Source organism: Novosphingobium sp. ZW T3_23, assembly GCF_044987305.1.
GTDB lineage: Bacteria > Pseudomonadota > Alphaproteobacteria > Sphingomonadales > Sphingomonadaceae > Novosphingobium.
In genome coordinates this window covers 122,767-144,252 of record NZ_JBJDRF010000005.1, presented here as the reverse complement: position 1 = coordinate 144,252, position 21,486 = coordinate 122,767, and the positions used below count along the sequence as shown (strand labels likewise).

At 65.3% G+C, this 21,486-nt stretch carries 21 protein-coding genes and 1 other RNA gene; 13 read left to right on the top strand and 9 right to left on the bottom strand.

Annotated features, from left to right (window positions below):
- Window positions 1-19 precede the first annotated feature (19 nt).
- On the top strand, window positions 20-724 hold the full coding sequence (locus tag ACI3K3_RS05060) for an N-acetylmuramoyl-L-alanine amidase (RefSeq protein ID WP_404912529.1): 705 nt from the start codon (window positions 20-22) through the stop codon (window positions 722-724).
- Between the two features lie 9 nt (window positions 725-733).
- An RNA gene (gene rnpB, locus ACI3K3_RS05055) (RNase P RNA component class A) lies at window positions 734-1,174 on the top strand.
- A 153-nt stretch (window positions 1,175-1,327) separates the two neighbouring features.
- On the opposite strand, the gene ACI3K3_RS05050 is transcribed toward rnpB, so the two are convergent.
- Window positions 1,328-2,155, bottom strand: a complete 828-nt coding sequence (locus ACI3K3_RS05050) for a metallophosphoesterase (RefSeq protein ID WP_404912528.1) — start codon at window positions 2,153-2,155, stop codon at window positions 1,328-1,330.
- Window positions 2,156-2,186: 31 nt separating this feature from the next.
- Here ACI3K3_RS05050 and ACI3K3_RS05045 point away from each other — a divergent pair, with 31 nt between their 5' ends.
- The 7 genes from ACI3K3_RS05045 (at window position 2,187) to ACI3K3_RS05015 (ending at window position 9,047) form a co-directional block, all read left to right on the top strand.
- Window positions 2,187-2,339 (top strand): hypothetical protein, encoded by a 153-nt coding sequence (locus ACI3K3_RS05045; protein ID WP_404912527.1) that lies wholly within the window; start codon window positions 2,187-2,189, stop codon window positions 2,337-2,339.
- A 40-nt stretch (window positions 2,340-2,379) separates the two neighbouring features.
- Window positions 2,380-2,808: a VOC family protein gene (locus tag ACI3K3_RS05040; protein ID WP_404912526.1), complete on the top strand. Its 429-nt coding sequence runs from the start codon at window positions 2,380-2,382 to the stop codon at window positions 2,806-2,808.
- A 221-nt stretch (window positions 2,809-3,029) separates the two neighbouring features.
- Entirely contained in the window at window positions 3,030-4,403 is a 1,374-nt protein-coding gene (locus ACI3K3_RS05035) for a glycosyl transferase family protein (protein ID WP_404912525.1), read from the top strand.
- Complete coding sequence (locus ACI3K3_RS05030; protein ID WP_404912524.1) at window positions 4,400-5,593, top strand: hypothetical protein; 1,194 nt, start codon at window positions 4,400-4,402, stop codon at window positions 5,591-5,593. Before ACI3K3_RS05035 ends, ACI3K3_RS05030 begins: the two co-directional genes overlap by 4 nt.
- Before the next feature lie 47 nt (window positions 5,594-5,640).
- The gene (locus ACI3K3_RS05025; RefSeq protein WP_404912523.1) at window positions 5,641-6,555 is read left to right on the top strand and encodes a sulfite exporter TauE/SafE family protein; all 915 of its coding nucleotides are present in this window, start codon (window positions 5,641-5,643) and stop codon (window positions 6,553-6,555) included.
- Window positions 6,552-7,316, top strand: coding sequence for a TIGR02186 family protein (locus ACI3K3_RS05020; protein WP_404912522.1), 765 nt, complete (start codon window positions 6,552-6,554; stop codon window positions 7,314-7,316). The genes ACI3K3_RS05025 and ACI3K3_RS05020 overlap by 4 nt, the downstream gene beginning before the upstream one ends.
- Window positions 7,317-7,421: 105 nt before the next feature.
- On the top strand, window positions 7,422-9,047 hold the full coding sequence (locus ACI3K3_RS05015) for an ATP-binding protein (RefSeq protein ID WP_404912564.1): 1,626 nt from the start codon (window positions 7,422-7,424) through the stop codon (window positions 9,045-9,047).
- A 3-nt stretch (window positions 9,048-9,050) separates the two neighbouring features.
- Here the strand turns inward: ACI3K3_RS05015 and ACI3K3_RS05010 are convergent, their stop codons facing one another.
- From ACI3K3_RS05010 to ACI3K3_RS05000, 3 genes are all read right to left on the bottom strand, one after another.
- The gene (locus ACI3K3_RS05010) at window positions 9,051-10,481 is read right to left on the bottom strand and encodes an MATE family efflux transporter (protein WP_404912521.1); all 1,431 of its coding nucleotides are present in this window, start codon (window positions 10,479-10,481) and stop codon (window positions 9,051-9,053) included.
- Window positions 10,482-10,488: 7 nt separating this feature from the next.
- The gene (locus ACI3K3_RS05005; protein ID WP_404912520.1) at window positions 10,489-11,235 is read right to left on the bottom strand and encodes a 7-carboxy-7-deazaguanine synthase QueE; all 747 of its coding nucleotides are present in this window, start codon (window positions 11,233-11,235) and stop codon (window positions 10,489-10,491) included.
- Window positions 11,236-11,597: 362 nt separating this feature from the next.
- Window positions 11,598-14,255 (bottom strand): valine--tRNA ligase, encoded by a 2,658-nt coding sequence (locus ACI3K3_RS05000; protein ID WP_404912519.1) that lies wholly within the window; start codon window positions 14,253-14,255, stop codon window positions 11,598-11,600.
- A gap of 174 nt (window positions 14,256-14,429) precedes the next feature.
- On the opposite strand from ACI3K3_RS05000, the gene ACI3K3_RS04995 reads away from it, so the two are divergent.
- The 4 genes from ACI3K3_RS04995 to ACI3K3_RS04980 are packed head-to-tail and all read left to right on the top strand — an operon-like array spanning window position 14,430 to window position 18,082.
- Complete coding sequence (locus ACI3K3_RS04995; protein WP_404912518.1) at window positions 14,430-15,545, top strand: MlaE family lipid ABC transporter permease subunit; 1,116 nt, start codon at window positions 14,430-14,432, stop codon at window positions 15,543-15,545.
- Window positions 15,542-16,447, top strand: coding sequence for an ABC transporter ATP-binding protein (locus ACI3K3_RS04990; protein ID WP_404912517.1), 906 nt, complete (start codon window positions 15,542-15,544; stop codon window positions 16,445-16,447). Before ACI3K3_RS04995 ends, ACI3K3_RS04990 begins: the two co-directional genes overlap by 4 nt.
- 10 nt (window positions 16,448-16,457) lie before the next feature.
- On the top strand, window positions 16,458-17,396 hold the full coding sequence (locus ACI3K3_RS04985) for an MlaD family protein (RefSeq protein WP_404912516.1): 939 nt from the start codon (window positions 16,458-16,460) through the stop codon (window positions 17,394-17,396).
- Window positions 17,397-17,437: 41 nt separating this feature from the next.
- A complete protein-coding gene (locus tag ACI3K3_RS04980) occupies window positions 17,438-18,082 on the top strand; it encodes an ABC-type transport auxiliary lipoprotein family protein (protein ID WP_404912515.1) in 645 nt (214 codons plus the stop codon).
- Between the two features lie 154 nt (window positions 18,083-18,236).
- On the opposite strand, the gene ACI3K3_RS04975 is transcribed toward ACI3K3_RS04980, so the two are convergent.
- The 5 genes from ACI3K3_RS04975 to crcB are packed head-to-tail and all read right to left on the bottom strand — an operon-like array spanning window position 18,237 to window position 21,484.
- Complete coding sequence (locus ACI3K3_RS04975) at window positions 18,237-18,947, bottom strand: ATP12 family chaperone protein (protein WP_404912514.1); 711 nt, start codon at window positions 18,945-18,947, stop codon at window positions 18,237-18,239.
- Window positions 18,944-19,153 (bottom strand): hypothetical protein, encoded by a 210-nt coding sequence (locus ACI3K3_RS04970; protein ID WP_313437689.1) that lies wholly within the window; start codon window positions 19,151-19,153, stop codon window positions 18,944-18,946. The genes ACI3K3_RS04975 and ACI3K3_RS04970 overlap by 4 nt, the downstream gene beginning before the upstream one ends.
- Window positions 19,150-19,800 (bottom strand): HAD-IA family hydrolase, encoded by a 651-nt coding sequence (locus ACI3K3_RS04965; protein ID WP_404912513.1) that lies wholly within the window; start codon window positions 19,798-19,800, stop codon window positions 19,150-19,152. Before ACI3K3_RS04965 ends, ACI3K3_RS04970 begins: the two co-directional genes overlap by 4 nt.
- Before the next feature lie 8 nt (window positions 19,801-19,808).
- The gene (locus tag ACI3K3_RS04960; RefSeq protein WP_404912512.1) at window positions 19,809-21,077 is read right to left on the bottom strand and encodes an RluA family pseudouridine synthase; all 1,269 of its coding nucleotides are present in this window, start codon (window positions 21,075-21,077) and stop codon (window positions 19,809-19,811) included.
- Entirely contained in the window at window positions 21,074-21,484 is a 411-nt protein-coding gene (gene crcB / locus ACI3K3_RS04955; protein WP_404912511.1) for a fluoride efflux transporter CrcB, read from the bottom strand. Before crcB ends, ACI3K3_RS04960 begins: the two co-directional genes overlap by 4 nt.
- Window positions 21,485-21,486: the final 2 nt, after the last annotated feature.

Sequence of the window (21,486 nt, the reverse complement as noted above, 5' to 3'; positions counted from 1 at the left end):
AAAGGGGCGGGAGACGACGATGAACCGCTGGCTGGTCAACAGGACCGTCGTCTCGCCCAACTTCAACGAGCGCAAGCTGCCGATCTCGATGGTCGTGCTGCACTACACGGGCATGAAATCGGCCACCGAGGCGCTGGAGCGGATGTGCGACCCCAAGGCGGAAGTCTCGGCGCACTACATGATCGACGAGGAGGGCGTGGTCACCTCGCTCGTGCCGGAAGGCAAGCGGGCCTGGCACGCCGGGCGATCCTATTGGCGCGGCGTGACCGATGTGAACTCCGCCTCGATCGGCATCGAACTCGTCAATCCCGGCCACGATTGGGGCTATCGGCCCTTCCCGGAAGCGCAGATGGAAGCGCTCCTTCCGCTGTTGGCGGACATCGTCAGGCGCAACGGCATCCCGCGTGGAAATGTGGTCGGTCATTCCGACATCGCGCCGGCACGCAAGCAGGACCCCGGCGAATATTTCGACTGGGCGCGGCTGGGCGAGCTGGGCCTTGCGCTCAAGATTCCGCCGGCGAAGATGAACCTGTTTTACGACAACCCCGGCGCCTTTTACCTAGCGCTCGAACGGTTCGGATACGACATCGCCGATGGGCGGGCAGCCGTAACCGCATTCCAGCGGCGCTGGCGGCCCGAACTGATCGATGGCGAGATCGATGGAGAAATCGGCGCGATTCTGTTGGAACTGCTGTTGGAGCGCGACGCCGGCCGTGCTACGTGACCGCCCGCACCGGGGAGCCGGGCAGCCGCGGGCGTCTTTTGGCGCGCGAGGAAAGTCCGGGCTCCACGAAACAAGGGTGGCGGGTAACACCCGCCGGGCGAGTCGGGTTTTCAGGCCCGGCGAAGCTTAGGGAAAGTGCCACAGAGAGCAGACCGCCTCGCCAACAGGGTTCGTCCCTTGCGGCAGGTAAGGGTGAAAGGGTGCGGTAAGAGCGCACCGCGCTTCCGGTAACGGAAAGCGGCATGGCAAACCCCACTCGGAGCAAGACCGAATAGGGGCTGCGCGCCGTCTTTGAACGGCGGGTTCGTTTCGGACCCAGGCAGCCCGGGTTGGTCGCTTGAGCGGCGCAGCAATGCGTCGCCTAGAGGAATGGCTGCCGCCGCGGCGTAAGGTCCCTCCTTGGGGAGACCACGCCAGGTACAAAACCCGGCTTACAGGCTCCCCGGTGCTTTTTCTGGACCAGGCTGACGGTTAACCGTCGTCCCGGACTTGATCCGGGACCGCTGGCAGTTCTTCAGGCGAAACCTCGCTGAACAGCGCCTAGCCGAGAGTTGGGTGACGCGAGGCCAGCGGTCCCGGATCAAGTCCGGGACGACGCAATTCTTAAAACTCCGCCGCAACCTGCACGCTTATGCCGTCATCGCTTTCGCACGCCTGGATGAACCAGCGCTCGCTGCCTTCCAGCCCGATCGCGGTGAGGCGTCCGTGCATGTAGGCCCCGGTGTCGATGCCGACGCGGTTGCCCCGCACATCCGGTTCCTCGGTGATCGTGTGGCCGTGGATGACGAAGCCGCCGAAGCCTCCGTTGTGGCTGAGGAAGGGTTCGCGAATCCACCGGCAGTCGTGGCCGAGCTGGTTCTCCAGCGGCGTATCGGGCCTTACCCCGGCATGGACGAAGACATAGTCGCCCAGGCGGATCATCTTCTGGAAGCCGTCGATGAAGTCGAAGTCTTCCTGCGGGATCGCGTCCATGGCCGCGCCGTGCAGCGCATCCAGTTCGGCCTCTCGCACGAATGCCGGATCCATGCCGTAGGACAGGATCGTCTCTCGCCCGCCGAACTTGAGGAAGCTGCGGAATGCGTCGAGCTTGTCGCGGGAGACCAGCAGCATCTCCTCGTGATTGCCCTGGATGAATTCAACGTCTCTTTCGGCGGCCAGCTCTCGGGCTCGGGCAAGGACGCCGGCACTGCTGGGCCCGCGATCTATCAGGTCGCCCAGCAGGATGATCAGGCTTCTGACTTTGCCTTGCGCGGGGTTGGCGGGATGGAGCGCGCGATGGGAATCGTCCCGCTCGATGGCCTCGATCAGCCGTTCGAACAGGTCCAGGCGCCCATGAACGTCGCCGATAGCGTAGACGCGCTGTCCTGCGGGCAGTTGGGGAAGGCGGGCGCTGGGAGCGCGGCCGAGGAGGTTTCTGATCTTCGCTAGCATCGAGTGGCCGGAAGTATAGGAAGCCCCGCCGATGCCGACAAGCGGAACCGAGGGCGACGAGCCAGGCTTGAGCCGGATCGCGCAAGAAGGAGGTGGAGTGACGGTGGTTGCCTGGGCTATCGTCGCTGATCGCAGCTTCTCCCTGAAGTCTCCGGAGCATGTCGCCTGCCGCGTGTTCCGATGATGAACCGTTTCGTGGCTGTGATGAACCAAAGGAATACCCCGTGACCAAGTACCTCCACACCATGATCCGCGTTACCGATCCCGACGCCACGATCCGCTTCTTCGAACTGATCGGGCTCAAGGAAACGCGCCGCTTTTCCAGCGATCAGGGGCGCTTCACGCTGATCTACCTTGCCGTGCCCGGCGAGGAAGCCGAAGTGGAATTGACCTACAACTGGCCGGCCGAAGACGGATCGTTCGAGGAATATGCCGGTGGCCGTAACTTCGGCCATCTGGCGTTCCAGGTCGAGGATATCTACGCGACCTGCCAGACGCTTTCCGACGCGGGCATCACCATCAATCGCCCGCCGCGCGATGGCCACATGGCGTTCGTGCGCACGCCGGACGGGATCTCCGTGGAACTTCTCCAGGACGGCCGTCTCGACCCGGCAGAGCCCTGGGCCTCGATGCCCAACATCGGCAGTTGGTAGGCTTGACCCCTCACCGCGTAAGCCTTGTCAGTTAACTTTATGAAATAGACGCATGTTCATTGGTGCGCCGAAAGCATTGCCAATAGTCCACCCTACACGATGAAATTCTCGAACAACCGGTAGCTCTCTCGGGCTCCGGTTGTTCTCGCATTGAGTCGATCCGATCCACGGCGGGGGCTAAGGTGGGACTGGTTGAACTAACTTCACAGGCGTTGAACGGCTTGCTCTTTATCGAGCTGGAGCTTCTGCTCTTCGCGGGATTCTGGGTGCTGATCGGCAGTTTCGACGAACTGGCCGTGGACTGTTGCTGGATCTGGTTCCGTCTTGTCGGGCGGGCGCGGACCACGCGTATTTCCGGCAGTGAAGTCCATGCGCCGCTTCGCGGCAAGGCAGCCGTTTTCATCGCGGCCTGGCAGGAAGAGCAGGTAATCGGCCATACGATCCGCCATGCCCTGTCAGCATGGCAACAGGACGATTTCACGCTCTACATCGGCTGCTACGGCAACGATCCGGCCACGGTCTGTGCCGCGATGGAAGGTGCGGGCATGGATTCGCGGGCGCGGGTGGTCATCCATGATCGCGCCGGCCCCACCACCAAGGCCGATTGCCTCAACCGCCTTTATAAAGCCCTCTGCGACGACGAGCGGATGACCGGGCGGCGGTTCCGATGCGTGATCCTGCACGATTCCGAGGACATGGTTCACGCGGCCGAACTGGCGGTGATCGATGCCGGGCTCTGCTCTGCCGACTTCGTGCAACTGCCGGTGAGACCAGAGCCGCAACCCGCCTCGCGCTGGATTGGGGGCCACTACGTCGATGAATTCGCCGAAGCGCACAGCAAATCGCTGGTCGTGCGCGATGCGCTTGGAGCGGCGATCCCCGCCGCCGGGGTTGGATGCGGCTTTGCCAGGGACATGCTCGAACGCATCGCGGTCGATCGGCAGCTGGACGGCAACCCGGGGCCATTCGCGGCGGAATGCCTTACCGAGGATTACGAGCTGGGCGTTCTGGTCGCTCGCAAAGGTGGCCGCGCGCGTTTCCTGCGTGCTCGCGACGAGAAGGGCGAACTCGTTGCCACACGCGCCTATTTTCCTGCGCGCCTCAAGGAATCGGTCCGGCAGAAGACGCGCTGGATCCACGGGATCGCTTTTCAGGGCTGGGAGCGTCTCGGTTGGGAAGGCAAGCCGGCCGACACCTGGATGGCGCTCAGAGATCGACGCGGGCCGCTTACCGCCATCGTGCTGGCAGGCAGCTACGGGCTGGTGATCGTCGAAGGAATATTGGGCATACCGCGCGCGCTGGGCTGGGACATACCGGCGATGCCGGGGCCGCCTCTGTTGAAGTGGATGATCGGCGCGGGGCTTCTCAGCCTGATCTGGCGCAGCCTTTTGAGAGCCGTGCTGACGGCGCGCGAGTACGGATTCGTCGAAGGCATCTGGGCGATCCTTCGAATTCCCGTGGCGAACTACATCGCCATCATGGCGGGCCGCGATGCCCTGGCCGCCTATATCAAGACGCTGCGTGGCGGAGAGGTCGTCTGGGACAAGACGCGGCATGATGCCCACCCCGCCGCCGGAGGGGGAGCCGCCGCATGACCATGGCTCGGCATCTTCGCGGGCAACCGCTCGTCGCCTTGCTGGCCGTTCTGGCCGGCTGGATGGGAGGGCGCATATCGGCTTGGGACATAACCATGCCGATCCCGGCCGCAAAGGTTCATGCGCAACCTCTGTCAGGGACGTATGAGAGCCACCTGGAGGACCGCTCCGAGGGTGACTTCATGCCTGGACCGCTGTCCTTCGCAGGCTCAGGCCTTTACCCGCCGCCCGGCTTCGTCCCCGGCTATGCTCCCGCCTCCGAGGTGCGCAGTGCGTACCCGGTCTATGTGAAAGTGCCGGTTTGGGTGGAGCGGCAAGCGCCGTTCCAGGGATCTTCGCCTTCCATGCTCCACGGGGATTATCGACTGGCCGGCTCCCCGGAAGCGGCTGCCGATTATCCGGTGACTCTGGGATCGGGAATGGCCGGGGATGCAAGCTTTCCCGCAGGTCTGCCGTCGCTGCGGCAATTGGCCGCGCAGCCCTATCCCTCGTCCAGCGCGACGCCGGTATCCCTGCCGGTCGTGCCGCCGAAAAGGTGGTCGTCGGACGCCTGGGCGCTTGTCCGCAAGGGCAGTTCCGGACCACTGACCAACGGCGCGCTTCCCGCGACCTATGGCGCCAGCCAGACCGGCGCTGTGGTGCGCTACCGGCTGGTCCAGGGCGATCCACGGCAGTTTTCCGGCTACCTGCGAACGACTGCGACCCTGGGCGCGGCGCGCGGAGAGACGACGGCGGCACTGGGTCTCTCGGGTCGGCCTTTACCAAGGGTGCCCGTGATCGCCGCCGTGGAGGCGCAGCTTACCCAACAGGGCGGCACCACGCGCATTCAGCCCGCCGCCATGCTCGTAACTCAGCTTCCCTACATCAGGATGCCGGGTGGCTTGCGGGGCGAGGCCTACGCACAGGCGGGCTATGTAGGGGGGCAATTCGCCACGCCCTTCGCGGATGGACAGTTCCGCGCCGACCGAAAGTTCCTGGGCCAGGGCAGGGCGGAACTGCGGTTGGGCGGCGGTGTCTGGGGCGGCGCGCAGGAAGGGGCCGGACGGCTCGACGCGGGGCCTTCGGCCACGTTGACAATGCCGCTGGGGCGCGGGGCGTTCGGCAGAGTGGCAGCCGACTGGCGGTTCCGTGTCGCCGGCGATGCGGATCCCGGATCGGGCCCGGCGCTCACTCTATCCGCAGGTTTCTGATTCCCGGCTTTCCTGGAGGCTGATGCTGCGGTAGCGAGAGGGGTGGAATGGATGTCTATCTCCCCATAGCCAACCTCTCGGTCAACGGCATCATCATCGTTGGCCTGGGGGCGATCACCGGCCTGCTTTCGGGCATGTTCGGCGTGGGCGGCGGCTTTCTCACGACGCCGCTGATGATCTTCTACGGGATTCCGCCGACCGTGGCCGCGGCTTCTGCCGCCAGCCAGGTGACGGGCGCCAGCGTATCCGGCGTCTTCGCCCATACGCGGCGTGGCGGCGTGGACTATCACATGGGCGGCGTCATGGTGGTGGGCGGGATCATCGGCACCGGGATCGGCGCGGGCCTGTTCAGCCTGCTCCAGCGACTGGGGCAGATCGATACCGTCATCAACATACTCTACGTACTGATGCTGGGCGGGATCGGCGGCCTGATGGCCAAGGAGAGCATCCAGACCATCCGTGCGGAGCGGTCCGGCGTGCCGATCGCGGCGCGCAAGCGGCGACATCATCCCATGGTCGCCAGCCTGCCGCTGCGCTGGCGGTTCTATCGTTCCGGCCTTTACATTTCCCCCCTGGCGCCGCTGCTGCTGGGCATCGGCACCGGCATCCTCACGATGCTGATGGGCGTGGGCGGCGGTTTCATCCTCGTTCCCGCCATGCTCTACATTCTGGGCATGAGCGCGAACGTGGTGGTCGGAACCTCGCTGTTCCAGATCCTGTTCGTGACCATGGCGACGACGATGATGCATTCGATGACCACCCATGCGGTGGATATCGTGCTGGCTTCGCTGCTGCTGCTGGGGTCGGTCACGGGCGCGCAGCTTGGTGCGCAGTTCGCGCAGAAAGCCAGCCCGGTGAAGCTGCGCCTCGTGCTGGCGATCATCGTCCTTCTGGTCGCGGGGCGCATGGCGATCGGCCTCGGCTATCGCCCGGACGAGATATACACGGTCGCGCCGCTGTGAAGCGGGCGCTGGCCCCGGCTTTCGCGCTTTTCGCGGCAGTCCTGCTCGGCGCTGCGCGCGATCCGATCCTGGTGCCCGAAGTCTCCCAGCACGAAGTGGACTTGCGGCAGGGCTTTACCGGCACCGAACTGCTGCTTTTCGGCGCCATCCTGACACCCGAAGGCTCGCGCGCCGCGCAGGACTACGACATCGTCGTCGTGCTGAAAGGCCCGACCCAGTCCATCGTCCTGCGCGAAAAACAGAAGGTGGCGGGCATCTGGATCAACGCCGACAGTACCGAACTCCGCTCTGCCCCATCCTTCTACGGCCTGGCATCGACCCGGCCGATCAAGGACATCGTCGACGACAAGACCGCCGCGATCTACGAACTTGGCCTGAAGTGGCTGCAACTGTCGCCCATCGGCGCCATCGACCCTGCCGAGCAGGCGCGCTTTTCCGACGGCCTGGTCGATCTCAACCGCCGCAACCGCCTGTATCGGGAGGAAGAGCGGGGCGTGAAAGTGAGCGAGCAGGTGCTCTATCAGGCCCGGATCTGGCTACCCTCGCAGGTGCCGACCGGCACCTACACTGCCGAGACTTACGCCGTTTCGCAGGGACGCGTGGTCGCCTCGGCCAGCAGCCAGGTGGAAGTGCGCAAGCTGGGGTTCGAGCGTGCCATCGCGAATTTTTCCGAGAACTACGGCTTCGCCTATGGCCTGCTTGCGGTGCTGGTCTCGGTCGGCATGGGGTGGCTTGCCGGAAGACTCTTCGCACTGCGCTGATCACGGCACATTTAGCGGGAAATTAACTGCAAGCGCCTAACTCCTGCCGTCGAAATGGCGCATTTCGGGGGCACAATGAACGAATTGCTGACGGCAGGCGGCGGGATGGAGCGCGAGGCAGGACTCTACGCCGCGCAGGAGCCCATTGGAGTCGTCCTCGAGATATCCGGGGCCGGAACTCGCATCGCCTTCGATCTCGACCGGCTCGATCAAGCCGCGCGGGATGCCGATCCTTCGATCGCCATGGCCGGGCAAGTGGGCAGCCAGGTCAAGGTCAGGGTCGGTCGAGGGTGGCTGCTGGCCAGTATCCGCAACCAGAAGAGCGATTCCACCGTCCCCGGCGGCATCGTTGCCGAGGCGGACTTCCTGGGCGAAGGGCTGGAGGAGCGCCTGACCGGGCGCATCCACGGTTTTCGCCGCGGCGTAACCCGCTATCCGACGCCGGGCGCTCTGGTCTATCCGGCCGGCACCGATGATCTGCGACAGGTCTATGCCAGCGATGGACGGCAGGCGATCGAGATCGGCACCGTCTATCCCACGAAGGACATCCGCGCCGGGCTCTACATCGATGCGCTGCTGGGCAAGCATTTCGCGTTGCTCGGCTCGACCGGCACCGGCAAATCCACCAGCGCCGCGTTGATCCTCCACCGGATTTGCGAGCAGGCGCCCGAAGGCCACGTGATCATGGTCGACCCCCATGGCGAATATGCGGCCGCCTTCCGAAATACCGGCGTGATCCTGGACGTCTCGAACCTGCAGATGCCCTATTGGCTGATGAACTTCGAGGAACATTGCGAAATCCTCGTCACCACGCGGGGCGATGAGCGCCAACTCGATTGCGAAATCCTCGGCAAGTGTCTGCTGGAGGCGCGGGGAAGGAATCGTCTGGCCGAACAGATCGGCAAGATCACCGTCGATTCGCCGATCCCCTATCTGCTGTCCGACTTGTCCAACATCCTCAACAACCACATGGGCAAGCTCGACAAGGGGCACTCCAGCGCGCCCTACATGCGGCTGAAGAACAAGCTCGACGAGTTGAAGGGCGATCCGCGCTATCAATTCATGTTCTCCGGCATGTTGGTAAGCGACACGATGGCGGAGTTCGTCTCGACGCTGTTCCGGTTGCCTTCGCGCGGCCGGCCGATCTCGATCATCGATGTTTCAGGCGTGCCTTCGGACATCACCAGCACCGTGGTTGCCGTGCTCAGCCGCATGGTCTTCGACTTCGCCGTCTGGGCGCGCGAGGAGAAGACGCGGCCGGTCCTGCTCGTCTGCGAAGAGGCCCATCGCTATGTTCCGAACGAGAAGAACGCCGACGGTTCCTCGGTGGGGCGCATTCTCTCGCGCATCGCCAAGGAGGGGCGCAAGTACGGGATCTCGCTGGGGTTGATCACGCAGCGCCCCTCGGACCTTGCCGAAGGTGTGCTTTCGCAGTGCGGCACGATCATCGCGATGCGTCTCAACAACGATCGCGACCAGGCTTTCGTTCGCGCGGCCATGCCGGAAGGGGCGCGGGGCTTCCTCGATTCGATCCCGGCGCTGCGCAACCGCGAATGCGTGATCTGCGGCGAAGGCGTGGCGATCCCGATCCGCGCCTCGTTCGACGATCTGGAGGAATCCAGGCGGCCCGCCTCCGCCGATCCCTCGTTTACCGAATTGTGGAGCACGTCCGGCGGCGAGGAGGAGATGGTCCTGCGCACGGTCCAGCGATGGCGTGCGCAGGGGAGGTAAAGGTTACAGATCGAAGGCCGCGCGCCACTTGCCCCAGCGGTAGTAGGCCAGCGTCAGCGCCACGGTCAGCGCCGATCCCACCGGATAGGACCACCACAGCGCCTCGCTGCCGAGCAGCGGGTAGGCGAGGTAATAGAAGCCGAGGCGTCCCGGATAGAGGCCGAGGAACATGATGATCAGCGGCATCACGACGGCGCCATAAGCCCGCAAGGTGCCGGTGAGGATCATGGTGATCGACACGATCACGAACGAGGCGGTGCAGACCAACTGGATATGCTGCGCGATCGGCATCGCCGGGCTGTCGCTGCCCAGGAACAGCGCCAGCAGCGGATGGTCGAACACCACGATCAGCGCCGCCAGCAGCGTGGAGAGCGCCAGGTTGGTGAGCAGCCCGATTTCCGTCACCTTGCCGACGCGGCCATGGTCGTGCGCGCCGAGCGACTGCGCGACCATCGCGCTGACCGCCGAGCCGATCGCCATCGCCGGCATCTGGAGGTAGTTCCACAATTGCAGCGACGCGCCGTAAGCCGCCGCAGTGTCCAACCCCTCGCGGTTGACGAGGCCGACCATGATCAGCCCCGCCGAAGACACCAGCAGCATCTGCGCGCCCATTGGCAGGCCCTTGAGGATCACGTAGCGCAGTTCGCTGCCGCGCGGGATCATATAGCCCAGTTCCGCGCCCCGCAGCCGCATCGGCAGATCCTTGCGGTAGATCGTCCAGAGCTGGAACACCAACCCCGCGAAGTTCGCAAAGGCCGTAGCCGCCGCCGACCCGGCGATGCCCAGCGAGGGCAGCGGGCCGGGGCCGATGATCAGCAGCGGGTTGAGAATGACGTCCAGCGCCACCGTCAGGATCATGGCATAGAGCGGCGTCTTGGAATCGCCCGCGCCGCGCATGCCCATCGAGACCATCAACGAAAGCGAGCCGAGCGGCAGCGTCACGAAGATCACGCGCAGATAGTCTAGCGCCTCGATCCGGCTCTGGCCGGGCGTGCCGAGGGCGTTCAACAGCGCCTCGGCACCGAACCATCCGGCCAGCCCGCAGATCACCGAGAGCAGGAGGCAGAAGCCGACGCCGGAACCGAACGTCCGCCGCGCCGCGTCGATATCCCGCGCGCCGAAATGCTGGCCGACGCGCACCGTGGTCGCCATGCCGAAGCCGAAAACCAGCGCGATCAGCAGGAACATGATGATATTGGCATTAGCCGTCGCGGCCAGCGCGCTTTCGCCCAGCAGCCGCCCGACCCAGATCGCGTTGACCGACCCGTTGAGCGTCTGGAGGACGTTCGAGATCAGCATCGGGATCGAGAAGATCAGCAGGGTCTTGAGGATCGGACCCTGCGTGAGATCGCCCTTCATCCGTTCCATCTGCTGCGGAGCGGGTGCTTCCTGGGGCTCGGTTTCTCCAGCGGGAATCGGCGATGCTTCGTTCATGTACCCCTCAAGTCCCCCGCGTATCGCCCCAGATATGTATGTGCAGGCGGTCGGTGAAGCGATAGCCTTCCTGCGTGCAGATATCCGATAGCCAACCCGATCTCTGGCGGATGACATCGCTGGAGCGGCCTTCCGGCATCAGGAATATCCGCTCGGCAGGGATCGCATGGCGATCCTTCAGCGCGCGAACTTCGTCCACATCGGCCGGTTCCGCTACCACGAACTTGAAGTACGCGCGCGGATCGGCCGCCCAGGCATCGAGCCGCTCGGGCACCAGCGCGAGTTCCGCGGGATTGCCGCTGTGCGAGAGCTTGGGGCTGACGTTGTACTGCTGCACCCGCGCATCGAGCACGGCGTGCGGCGCGACCGAGCCGTTGGTCTCGATCTCGACATGCATTCCCGGCCGCGCCTCGTCGAGCGCCGCCAGCATCCGCGCGAGCTGCGCGCCCTGAAGCAGGGGCTCGCCGCCGGTGATGACCAGCCGGTCGGGCGGAAGGTCGGCCACCATGCGCGCCACGTCGGCTTCCTCGGCCATGACCTGGTTGGCCTTGCGCTCGAACGCCAGGTCGTCCCGATGGAAGCGGTTATCGCCGGAAAAGCGCCAGGTATAAGCGGTGTCGCACCACTCGCAGGCGAGGTTGCAGCGCGACAGCCGCACGAAGGTGCTCGGCCGCCCCATGCTGGCGCCTTCGCCCTGAAGCGAGGCGAACACTTCGGGTTCGCCGGGAGTGGTGGTGGCAAGGGCAAGCGTCACGGGTATTCTCGAATGCAGTTTGATGGAGCGTGGTTGACACAGTTTACACGGTCCAGGGGAGAAAATGTCACCTTCTGTCGAGAGGTGTCATCTCGCGGCTGATTGCGTGCAAGGGGGCAGAGTGGTCATGCGCGCGAAGGTGTCAGATGCGCGTGGTGTAGGAAAACGAAAAGAGAGAAGTCCTGGGGGATGATCCCCCAGACCCTCGGAATGTCGAGGTCTCGCCCTGCCTGGCCGTTTTGCGCTTACTGTGAGCCGGGAGACAAATGGCCTGCAGCCGCAAGGAGAGCACGGGCGCGGCTGCGCGCGCGACCTCGCCAGTATCGGGGTGCAGGGGTGTTAACCCCTGCGTTTCCCTTTTCTTATCCCAGCCGCGCCAGCGCCGCAGCCAGACGCTCCGCTTCGGCCGAGTGGTGCGCATGATCCGCACGCGCCTTGTCGATGGCCTCGGGCTTGGCCCTCTCGACGAAGGCCGGATTGCCCAGACGCTTGTCGAGCGAGTCCCGCTCCTTGACCGAAGCCGCCATGGCCTTTTCGAGGCGCGCCTTCTCGGCGGCAATGTCGATCACGCCTTCAAGTGGGATCGCCAAAGTGGCGTCGCCCGCGCCCACCTGCATGGCGGCACCGGCGGGAGCAGCCTCGAAGTGGATCGCATCGAGACGCGCCAGACGGTCGATCGCGGTGCCGTTGCGGCCGATCACCGCGCGGGTCGCGTCCGAGGGATCGGCGACATAGGCAGTGAGGCGAGCGCCCGGCGCGATGCCGAGTTCCGACTTGGCGCCGCGAAGGTTGCCGATCAGCGCGATCAGCCACTCGACTTCGGCCTTGGCTTCCGCATCCACCACGGCTTCCGGCGCGGGCCATGCGGCGACGATCAGGTCGTTCTCGCGCGTGCCCATCTTGCTCCACAGCTCTTCGGTGACGAAGGGCATGAAGGGGTGGAGCATGACCAGGATCTGGTCGAGCACCCAGCCGGCGACGGCCTTGGTTTCTTCGTCGAAGCTGCCCTTGATGAGTTCGATGTACCAGTCGCAGAACTGGTTCCACACGAAGTGGTAGATCGCATTGGCGGCAGCGTCGAAGCGCAGGTCGGCCATGGCCTTGTCCAGCGCGGCGACGGTTTCCACGACTTCGCCGATGATCCATTTGTTGACCGCCGTGGTCGCCTTGGGGGCGGCGACGGAGGTGCTGGCGACGATGCCGTTGGACTGGCAGAAGCGCGCGGCGTTCCACAGCTTCGTGGCGAAGTTGCGGTAACCTTCGACGCGCTTTTCATCCATTTTAACGTCACGGCCCTGGCTCTCCATGGCGGCCATGAAGAAGCGCAGCGCATCGGCGCCGTACTTGTCGATCAGGCCCAGCGGATCGACCACGTTGCCCTTGGACTTCGACATCTTCTGGCCATCGGCGGCGCGGACGAGGCCGTGGAGGTAAAGCCGCTTCCACGGCACTTCCTTCATGAAATGAATGCCCTGCATCGCCATGCGCGCATCCCAGAAGAACAGGATGTCGAAGCCGGAGACGAGCAGGTCGTTCGGATAGTGCTTCTTCAGCAGCGGCGCGTCTTCATCAGGCCAGCCGAGCGTGGCGAAAGGCCAGAGCGCTGAGGAGAACCAGGTGTCCAGCACGTCGTTGTCGCGGGTCAGCTTCTTGTTGCCGGCCTGCGCCTGCGCCTCCTCCTCGGTCTCGGCGACGAAGATTTCGCCGTCTTCCGAATACCACGCCGGGATGCGGTGGCCCCACCAGAGCTGGCGGGAAACGCACCAGGGCTGGATGTTTTCCATCCAGTTGAAGAAGGTCTTTTCCCAGGTCTTGGGGACGATCTCGATCGCGCCGGAGCGGACGGCTTCCATCGGCGGGCCGGCAAGCGTCTGGGCATCGACGTACCACTGGTCGGTCAACCAGGGTTCGATGACGACGCCGCTGCGGTCGCCGTAAGGTGTCTGGATCACGCGATCCTCGACCTTTTCGAGCAGGCCGTCCTCTTCCAGGAACGCGACGATGGCCTTGCGCGCCTCGAAGCGGTCCATGCCGATCAACTGCGCGGGAACGAGTCCGTCCTGCGTCTGGCAGACCTTGGCGTCGGCATCGAGCATGTTGAGCATGTCGCCGGCCTTGAAGCCCGCACGCTTGCCAACCTCGAAGTCGTTGAAGTCATGACCGGGCGTGATCTTCACCGCACCGGAACCCAGTTCGGGATCGGCGTGTTCGTCCGCGACGATGGGAATCTCGCGGCCGGTCAGCGGCAGGGTGACGGTGGCGCCGCGCGCCAGCAGTTCCTTGTAGCGCTCGTCCTCCGGGTTCACCGCAACGGCCATGTCGGCCAGCATCGTTTCCGGGCGGGTGGTGGCGACGTGGATGTGGCCCGAACCGTCCGAAAGCGGATACTTGATGTGCCAGAAGTGGCCGTTGGTCTCGCGCGTTTCGACCTCGAGGTCGGAAATGGCGGTGCGGAACTTGGGGTCCCAGTTCACCAGGCGCTTGTCGCGGTAGATCAGGCCCTGCTTGTGCAGGTCCACGAAGACCTTGACCACGGCCTTGGTGAAGTGCGGGTCCATCGTGAACTGCTCGCGGCTCCAGTCCATCGAGCAGCCCAGGCGGCGCAGCTGGCCGGTGATGGTACCGCCGGATTCGGCTTTCCACTCCCAGACCTTCTCGATGAAGGCTTCGCGCGTGTAATTGGCGCGCTTGTCCTGCTTCGCTTCCATCTGACGCTCTACCACCATCTGCGTGGCGATGCCGGCATGGTCGGTGCCGACCACCCAGAGCGCGTCCTTGCCCTTCAGGCGCTCGTGACGGATCACGATGTCCTGAAGCGTATTGTCCAGCGCGTGGCCGATGTGGAGCGATCCGGTGACGTTCGGCGGCGGGTTCACGATGGTGAACGGCTGCGCGTCAGGACGCTCGGGGCGGAACAGCCCTTCGCCTTCCCAGTGCTGATACCACTTCGCCTCGATCTGGGCGGGGTCGAAAGTCTTGTCGAGAGCGGCTTCGGGCGCGGATTCTGGAGTGTCGGTCATGGCGCGGGGCTTTGCCAGCAGAGGCACCCGCGCGCAAGTACGCGTAGGGTTCGCTGGCGGTCTGCCATGAAATCGCCACGGTATCTTCCCAGACTGACTCTTGCGAAATCAACAATCTGTCGCGGCAGGGGAACCCCTTGCCGGTACAGGCATTTTCCCCCAATACGAGCGCACATGCGGGAATGGGCTGAATTCACTCTGTCGGAAAGCGACCAGGATGGCGTCCAGACCGTGGCGCTGAAGGGGCCGTTGCGCGTCCATTCGCTGGGTAATCTCGGCGTCAAGCTGGCCGCGCTGCACGGTCCTTTCGCGCGGATCGACATGTCCGGCGTCACCGATATAGACACCACGGGCGCCTGGCTGGTCTGTCGCTATGCCAGCGAACACGATCTCGAAGTCGTCGGCCAGAGCGAGCAGGCCCAGCGCCTTTTCGCCGCCATCGGCAAAGTTCCCGAGGATGAGCCCGAGATCGAGCCGGTGAAGCCGCTGCTCGTGCGGACCGTGGGCGAACTCGGCGATCTCGTGGTCAACTGGGGGCATGGCCTGGTCCGCATGGTGGGCTTCCTGGGCGAACTCATCACCGCGCTCGGCACCGTCCTTCGCCACCCCTCACGGCTGCGCGGCACGGCGCTGGTGCATCACATGCAGCATGTGGGCATCAATTCGCTATGGATCATCGGGCTGATGAGCTTTCTCATCGGCATCGTCATCGCCCAGCAGGGCGCGGTGCAGCTGGCGCAGTTCGGTGCCGAAATCTACACGATCAACCTCACCGGCCGGCTCGCGATGCGCGAACTGGGCATCCTGATGACCGCGATCATGGTCGCGGGCCGCTCGGGCTCGGCGTTCGCGGCGCAGATTGGCACGATGAAGCTGACCGAGGAAGTGGACGCCATGCGCACTATCGGCGTTTCGCCGATGCAGGCGCTGGTGGTGCCGCGGGTGCTGGCGGCGATGCTGATGATGCCTTTGCTGGGGTTCTATTCCACGGTGCTGGCGATCATCGGCGGCGCCTTCATCGCCAACTTCGCGCTCGACATCCCGTTCTGGACGTTCCTCCAGCGCACCCAGGAAGTGGTGCCGATCACCGACGTCTGGGTGGGGCTGCTCAAGGCGCCGGTCTTTGCGCTGATCGTGGCGCTGGCGGGGTGCTACCAGGGCATGCAGGTAACCTCCAATGCCGAGGAAGTCGGCGCGCGCACCACACAGGCGGTGGTCACCGCCATCTTCACCGTGATCGTGCTCGATGCCTTCTTCGCGATCTTCTTCACCAAGATCGGCTGGCAATGAGCGAAGTCGAAACTCTGGAATCGCCACAGCCTGCGTCCGCGTCGGAGGAGTTTCCGATCGTGGTCGAGGGCCTGCGCAACGCCTTCGGCGACCATGTCATTCACGAGAACCTGTCGCTCAAGGTCCGCAAGGGAGAAATCCTGGGTGTGGTCGGCGGTTCGGGCACCGGCAAGTCGGTGCTGATGCGCTCGATCATCGGCCTCCAGCAGCCCACTGCCGGAGAGATCACCGTGCTGGGGCATCACATGGATGCCTCCACCGATGACGAGGGCAGGGACTTGCGGTCGCGGTGGGGGGTGCTGTTCCAGGGCGGCGCGCTGTTCTCGACACTGACGGTGGGCGAGAACGTGGAAGTGCCCCTCAAGCAGTTCTATCCCGAGATCGACGATGGCCTCCGTGCCGAGATCGCGCGGTTCAAGGTTCGGCTCGCCGGGCTGGCCGAAGAAGCGGCCTACAAGTATCCCAACGAGCTTTCGGGCGGCATGAAGAAGCGCGCCGGCCTGGCCCGCGCGCTCGCGCTCGATCCCGAACTGTTGTTCCTCGACGAGCCGACCGCAGGGCTGGACCCGATCGGCGCCGCGGCCTTCGATGGCCTGACCCGCGAACTGGCCGATACGCTTGGCCTCACGGTGTTTCTGATCACCCACGACCTCGACACGCTCCACGCCATCTGCGACCGGGTGGCGGTGCTGGCGGACAAGCAGGTGATCGCGGTCGGCACGATCTCGGAACTGCTGGCGCTCGACCATCCGTGGATCCAGGAGTATTTCAACGGTCCGCGCGGCCGGGCGGCGCTCGGCGCCAAGGACGAGATTTCGACGAAGGAAGATGCGCCGGTCGCGCAGAAGGGCTCCGCACCCGAGGGGCCCGCCATCCAGAACACCAACGAAAGCGGGGCATAGGGCACACAGCATGGAAACACGGGCCAATCACGTATGGGTCGGAGCCGTCACGCTGGTGCTGCTGGCGACGCTGGCGGCGTTCATCATCTGGATCGCGCGCATCAACGACAACGCGCGAAACGAATTCGACATCTTCTTCAAGCAGTCGGTCGACGGGCTCGCGAAGGGTTCCGGCGTGGACTACAACGGCGTGCCGGTGGGGCAGATCAAGCAGATCGAGCTCTGGCCGCAGGATCCCAGCTTCATCCGCGTGCGCATCAGCGTGGACAAGAAGGTACCCGTGACCGTCGGCACCACCGCGACGATCCAGGGCAGCTTCACCGGCGTCGCCGATATCCAGCTTGAAGGTGCGGTGAAGGACGCTCCGTTGCTGACCGAGCCGGGCCCGGAAGGCGTGCCGGTGATCCCCACCAAGCGAGGCGGTCTGGGTGAAATCCTCTCCAACGCGCCACTGTTGCTCGAACGCCTGGCGACGCTGACGGAGAATCTCAACCTGATGCTTTCCGAAGAGAACCGCCGATCGATCACCGGTATCCTCAAGAATACCGACAAGATGACCAAGGATCTTTCGGCCGCAACGCCGCAAGTGAGGGCCACGCTCTCCGAACTCCAGGCCACGCTGAATCAGGCCACCAAGACCCTGGTCGCGTTCGAAGGTGTGGCAGGAAAGGCGGACAACCTCCTGGGCGATCAGGGCAATTCCCTGGCCGAGCAGCTCCGCAACACGCTGGGCGCGGCGCAGAAGTCGATGGAAACGCTCGACCAGACGCTCCAGCACGCACAACCTGCCTTCGATAAGGTCTCGAACCAGACGCTGCCCGCCGCCGAAGCCGCGATCCGCGATCTGCGCGCGACGAGCAGGGCGCTGCGCAGCGTGACCGAGAAGATCGACGAACAGGGCGCAGGCGCGCTCATCAAGGGGCAGAAGCTGCCCACCTATAAGCCATGAACGAGCCGGCCCTGAACGAATCGGCCCTGAATGAGCAGGCCATGACCACGAGAACGACGATGGGAACCGCGATGAAGCTCCGGCACAAGACCCCGATCCTCGGCGGCGCCATGGCGGCCGTGGCGGCCCTCGCGCTTTCCGGCTGCATCAGCCTGGCGGCCAAGCCGCCGGAAGTGCTGTTCCGCCTCTCGCCCGAGGCGCGCGCGCCGGTGGGATCGCAGCGTAGCGGCGAGATTGCGCAGGCGATCGTCGTGCTCGACCCGGAAGCGGATCGCAGCCTCGACGCGCTGCGCGTGCCGGTGCGGATTGATGCGGCCACGATGTCCTATCTCAAGGATGCGTTCTGGATCGAGAAGCCCAGCCGCCAGTTCCGCTCGTTGCTGGCCGAAACCCTGCGCGCGGATACCGGGCAACTGGTCGTCGAAGGCGTGGAGTTCGAAGTGACCGGCAAGACCCTGGTGGGCGGACGACTGCTCGACATGGGCTATGACGTCCCGACCTCTTCGGTCGTCGTGCGCTTCGATGCCGTCCGCACCGAGCGTGGCGGGCCGATCGTCACCAAGCGGTTCGAAGCCGTGGTGTCGGGCGTGAAGCCCGAGGCGGCGGCTGTCGGACCGGCGGTCAACGATGCGGCGAACAAGGTGGCCCGGGAAGTATCGGCCTGGGTCAAGGGTGAGCAGAACTAAGGGGAAGACCGGGGGATGATCCCCCGGACCCTCGGAATGTCGATCTTGCGCGCGCAGATTCGTCTTGCGCTCCCTGCGGCGCAGCCATTCCATTCGGTCCGATGCGAGGGGCGCGCTGCCGGAGGTGCAGGGGCGATGGCCCCTGCATTGTTCTTCAAGCCCGCGAAAGTTCCGCCAGCCGGATCGCCAGCCTGAAAGCCTCGAATCGCGCCGCGCGGCGTTCGGCGGCTTCCCAGTCCTCGCCCCAGAGTTCCACCTGCCAGTCCTCTTCGAGACTGGCGGCGTTCCACAGCGCTTCGGCGTCTGTGCCCGGCCGGATCGCGGCCATGGCGATCACCAGCGATGCCGCGAGGCTGGAGAGCATCTTGAGCGAAGCCAGCACGAAGTCGTTCTCGGCTGCAAGCGCGGTTTCGAGCCGGGAGAGGGTCTCGGCAGGCTGGGGCTTGTGGAGGATGCCGGAAACGCGTGCGAAGCGGACGTCGTAGCGGGTCTCCGCTTCGGCCAGCAGAGGCTCCCAGACCGCAAGCTGCCGCTCGTAAAGCGCATCCTCGGGATCGCCGCGATAGCAGAGCGTGTCGGTTTCCGCATAAGGCAGGATGTCGCGGATCGTCTGCGCGCGGTCCTGCGCCACGGCATCGATGGCGAAATCGGCTAGGTCGCGCAAATGAAAGGACTGCGCGTCGATCTGCTCGCCCTGCGCGGCCCATTCGGCGGCCAGCGCCTCTGCGAGTGCCTGCGTGGAGACGACCTGCGGACGGCCGCCCGCCGTCTTGATCGGCCGCCCGTCCAGCAGGACACGCCACTGGCTACCTTTATCGGGATCGGCCATTTCACCGACCGAGGCGTCTTTGTAGAACCGCTTCATCGGGGGCTCCGCCATTTGCGCGCGAGTACCTTGGGCACCACGAAGACGTCGATGAGTCCGTTCGCGATCAGCAGGTAGCCGACCCATAGGGGCAGGTCGACCTTGCGGGCACCGATGGCCATGCCCGCGATCACGCAGGCCACGCCGAAAATGCGCACGAGCTGGATGATCGCAAATCGGGATCTGGCAGGATCGTTCGCGCTCACGTCAGCAAGTACTCCATCAATTCGTTGGGAGCCTCGACGACCTTTTCGGCGCCGGCCTCGATCAGTTCGCGCGGGTGGTGATAGCCCCAGTCCACGCCGATGGCGCGGGTGCCGGCGGCGCGGGCCATCTTCATGTCGTAGGCGGTGTCACCGATCATGACGGCGGCTTCGGGCATTGCGCCGGCTTCGATCAGGGCTTCCTCCAGCATGGCCGGATGCGGCTTGGAGGGGTGGCGATCGGCGGTTTGCAGCGTGACGAAAAGGTCCGAAATCCCATTCGCGGCGAGGCAGTGCGTCAGGCCGCGATCCGACATGCCGGTGGCGACGCCGAGCGTCCAGCCGCGCGCGTGGAGGGTGCGCAGGCAGTCCTCGATGCCCGGAAACAGCGGCTGCGAGACGCGGCCTTCGTCGCGGGCCTGCCGGAACGCCACCTTGTAGGCTTCGGCCATGGCATCCTGCTGCGCTGCGTCGCTGTCCGGCAGAAGTTGCTGGATCGCCTGGGGCAGCGAGAGCCCCACCGCACGTCGGATCAGGCCGCGCGATGGCGCGACGAGGTCGAAGGCGGCGAAGCTCGCCTCCATCGCCTCGCAGATCGGTGCCTGGCCGTCGACGAGGGTGCCGTCGCAATCGAAGACGGCAAGCTTCATCGCACCGCTCAACGCTTGCCTCGCGGGCCGGACGGACCACTGCCTGCGGGTTTGCGCGTGCCGGGCCTTGCGCCGGGCTTGGCTCCGGGCCGGGCACCCGCGCGAACCGGCTTGGCACCAGGCTTGGCACCAGGTTTTCCGGGGCCTTTGCCCGAAGGCTTGCCGCGCGAACCGGGGCGCTCGGAAGCGCCGTCGCGGCGCGAGCGGCGTTCGCCGCGCCGCTCCTTGCGGTACTGCTTGGCGTGGGCCTTGGCAGCGCGCTTCTCGTCGTCCTTGGTGAATTCCGGCGCGGATTCGGGCAGGTCGGCGCCGTCAGCCTCGTCGAAGCCGAGCGAGGCCAGGGAGTTGGCGAAGTGCTCGGGCAGAGGGGCGGTGACGTCCAGCGGAACGCCGTCCGGATGCTCGATGATCAGGCGGCGCGCGTGAAGGTGCATCTTGCGGCTGATCGTGCCGGACAGGAACGCTTCTTGCCCGCCATACTTGCCGTCGCCGACGATCGGGTGGCCGATTGCCGCCATATGGACGCGCAACTGGTGGGTGCGTCCGGTCATCGGGTGCAGTTCCACCCAGGCGGCGCGGTTACCGGCGCGATCGAGCACGCGGTAGCGGGTCTTGGCCGACTGGCCGCCTTCCTCGTCGACGTGCATCTTCTCGCCGCCGGTGCCGGGCTGCTTGGCGAGCGGCAGTTCGATCATGCCGTCGTTGATGCTGGGAACGCCGACCACCAGCGCCCAGTAGATCTTCTTGGCCGTGCGCCCGGAGAAGCGCTTGGAGAAGAACGCGGCGCTGCCCGGCGTGCGGGCGACCAGCAGGACGCCCGAGGTGTCCTTGTCGAGGCGATGGACCAGGCGGGGGCGCGGGCCCTTCTCGGAATAGGCGTCGAGCAGGCCGTCGACGTGCTCCTTCATGCCCGAACCGCCCTGGGTGGCGAGGCCGGGGGGCTTGTTCAGCACGATGGCCGAGCGATCCTGGGTCAGGACCATCGAATCGGCGAGTTCGATCTCGGCTTCGGTCAGTTCACGGCGCGGGCGCGATCCGCCAAGGCCAGGCTTCGCTTCGCCGCCCGGCGGTACGCGCAGGACCTGTCCTGCGGCGAGGCGGGTGTCGACGTCGGCGCGCTTGCCGTCGACGCGGATCTGGCCGGTGCGCGCCCAGCGCGAAACCATCGCGAAGCCCACATCGGGGAGGTGGCGCTTGAACCAGCGGTCCAGGCGAATGTCGTTATCGTCGCGGCCGACGGTGAACTGGCGGACGGTATCTGAATTGTCGCGGCTCATGCGGCGACTCCCTTCGTGATGGAAAGGCCGGCGAACAGCGCGGCGAAGCCCGCGATCAGTGAGATCGCGACATAGAAAGCCGCAAGACCGACCTGCCCGCGCGAAACGAGGGCCACGGTATCGAGGCTGAACGAGGAAAACGTAGTAAAGCCGCCGAGCACGCCGACGCCGATCAGCAGACGCGCGTTTTCGCCTTGCGCGCCGCGTGACAGCAGCCAGCCCGCGAGCAGGCCCATGGCGAAGCTTCCGAGCACGTTGACGGTCAGCGTGCCGTAAGGGAAGGCGCCGGTGCGGGCAGGGCCGAGCAGCATGGTCCAGGCCGTTCCGGTGAGATACCGAAGCCAGGACCCTAGGCCGCCGCCCAGCGCGACGAGGATCGACGCGGCAAGGAAGGATGGTTGGGGCATCG

What these genes read in the sequence shown, in the direction of transcription:
- ACI3K3_RS04990 (WP_404912517.1), top strand. Translation starts at nt 15,542, where the DNA reads ATGAGCGAAGTCGAAACTCTGGAATCGCCACAGCCTGCGTCCGCGTCG.
- ACI3K3_RS05045 (WP_404912527.1), top strand. Translation starts at nt 2,187, where the DNA reads ATGCCGACAAGCGGAACCGAGGGCGACGAGCCAGGCTTGAGCCGGATC.
- ACI3K3_RS05015 (WP_404912564.1), top strand. Translation starts at nt 7,422, where the DNA reads ATGGAGCGCGAGGCAGGACTCTACGCCGCGCAGGAGCCCATTGGAGTC.
- ACI3K3_RS04995 (WP_404912518.1), top strand. Translation starts at nt 14,430, where the DNA reads ATGCGGGAATGGGCTGAATTCACTCTGTCGGAAAGCGACCAGGATGGC.
- ACI3K3_RS05030 (WP_404912524.1), top strand. Translation starts at nt 4,400, where the DNA reads ATGACCATGGCTCGGCATCTTCGCGGGCAACCGCTCGTCGCCTTGCTG.
- ACI3K3_RS05060 (WP_404912529.1), top strand. Translation starts at nt 20, where the DNA reads ATGAACCGCTGGCTGGTCAACAGGACCGTCGTCTCGCCCAACTTCAAC.
- ACI3K3_RS04965 (WP_404912513.1), bottom strand. Translation starts at nt 19,800, where the DNA reads ATGAAGCTTGCCGTCTTCGATTGCGACGGCACCCTCGTCGACGGCCAG.
- ACI3K3_RS04985 (WP_404912516.1), top strand. Translation starts at nt 16,458, where the DNA reads ATGGAAACACGGGCCAATCACGTATGGGTCGGAGCCGTCACGCTGGTG.
- ACI3K3_RS04960 (WP_404912512.1), bottom strand. Translation starts at nt 21,077, where the DNA reads ATGAGCCGCGACAATTCAGATACCGTCCGCCAGTTCACCGTCGGCCGC.
- ACI3K3_RS05050 (WP_404912528.1), bottom strand. Translation starts at nt 2,155, where the DNA reads ATGCTAGCGAAGATCAGAAACCTCCTCGGCCGCGCTCCCAGCGCCCGC.
- ACI3K3_RS05000 (WP_404912519.1), bottom strand. Translation starts at nt 14,255, where the DNA reads ATGACCGACACTCCAGAATCCGCGCCCGAAGCCGCTCTCGACAAGACT.
- ACI3K3_RS05010 (WP_404912521.1), bottom strand. Translation starts at nt 10,481, where the DNA reads ATGAACGAAGCATCGCCGATTCCCGCTGGAGAAACCGAGCCCCAGGAA.
- ACI3K3_RS04980 (WP_404912515.1), top strand. Translation starts at nt 17,438, where the DNA reads ATGACCACGAGAACGACGATGGGAACCGCGATGAAGCTCCGGCACAAG.
- ACI3K3_RS05025 (WP_404912523.1), top strand. Translation starts at nt 5,641, where the DNA reads ATGGATGTCTATCTCCCCATAGCCAACCTCTCGGTCAACGGCATCATC.
- ACI3K3_RS04975 (WP_404912514.1), bottom strand. Translation starts at nt 18,947, where the DNA reads ATGAAGCGGTTCTACAAAGACGCCTCGGTCGGTGAAATGGCCGATCCC.
- crcB (WP_404912511.1), bottom strand. Translation starts at nt 21,484, where the DNA reads ATGCCCCAACCATCCTTCCTTGCCGCGTCGATCCTCGTCGCGCTGGGC.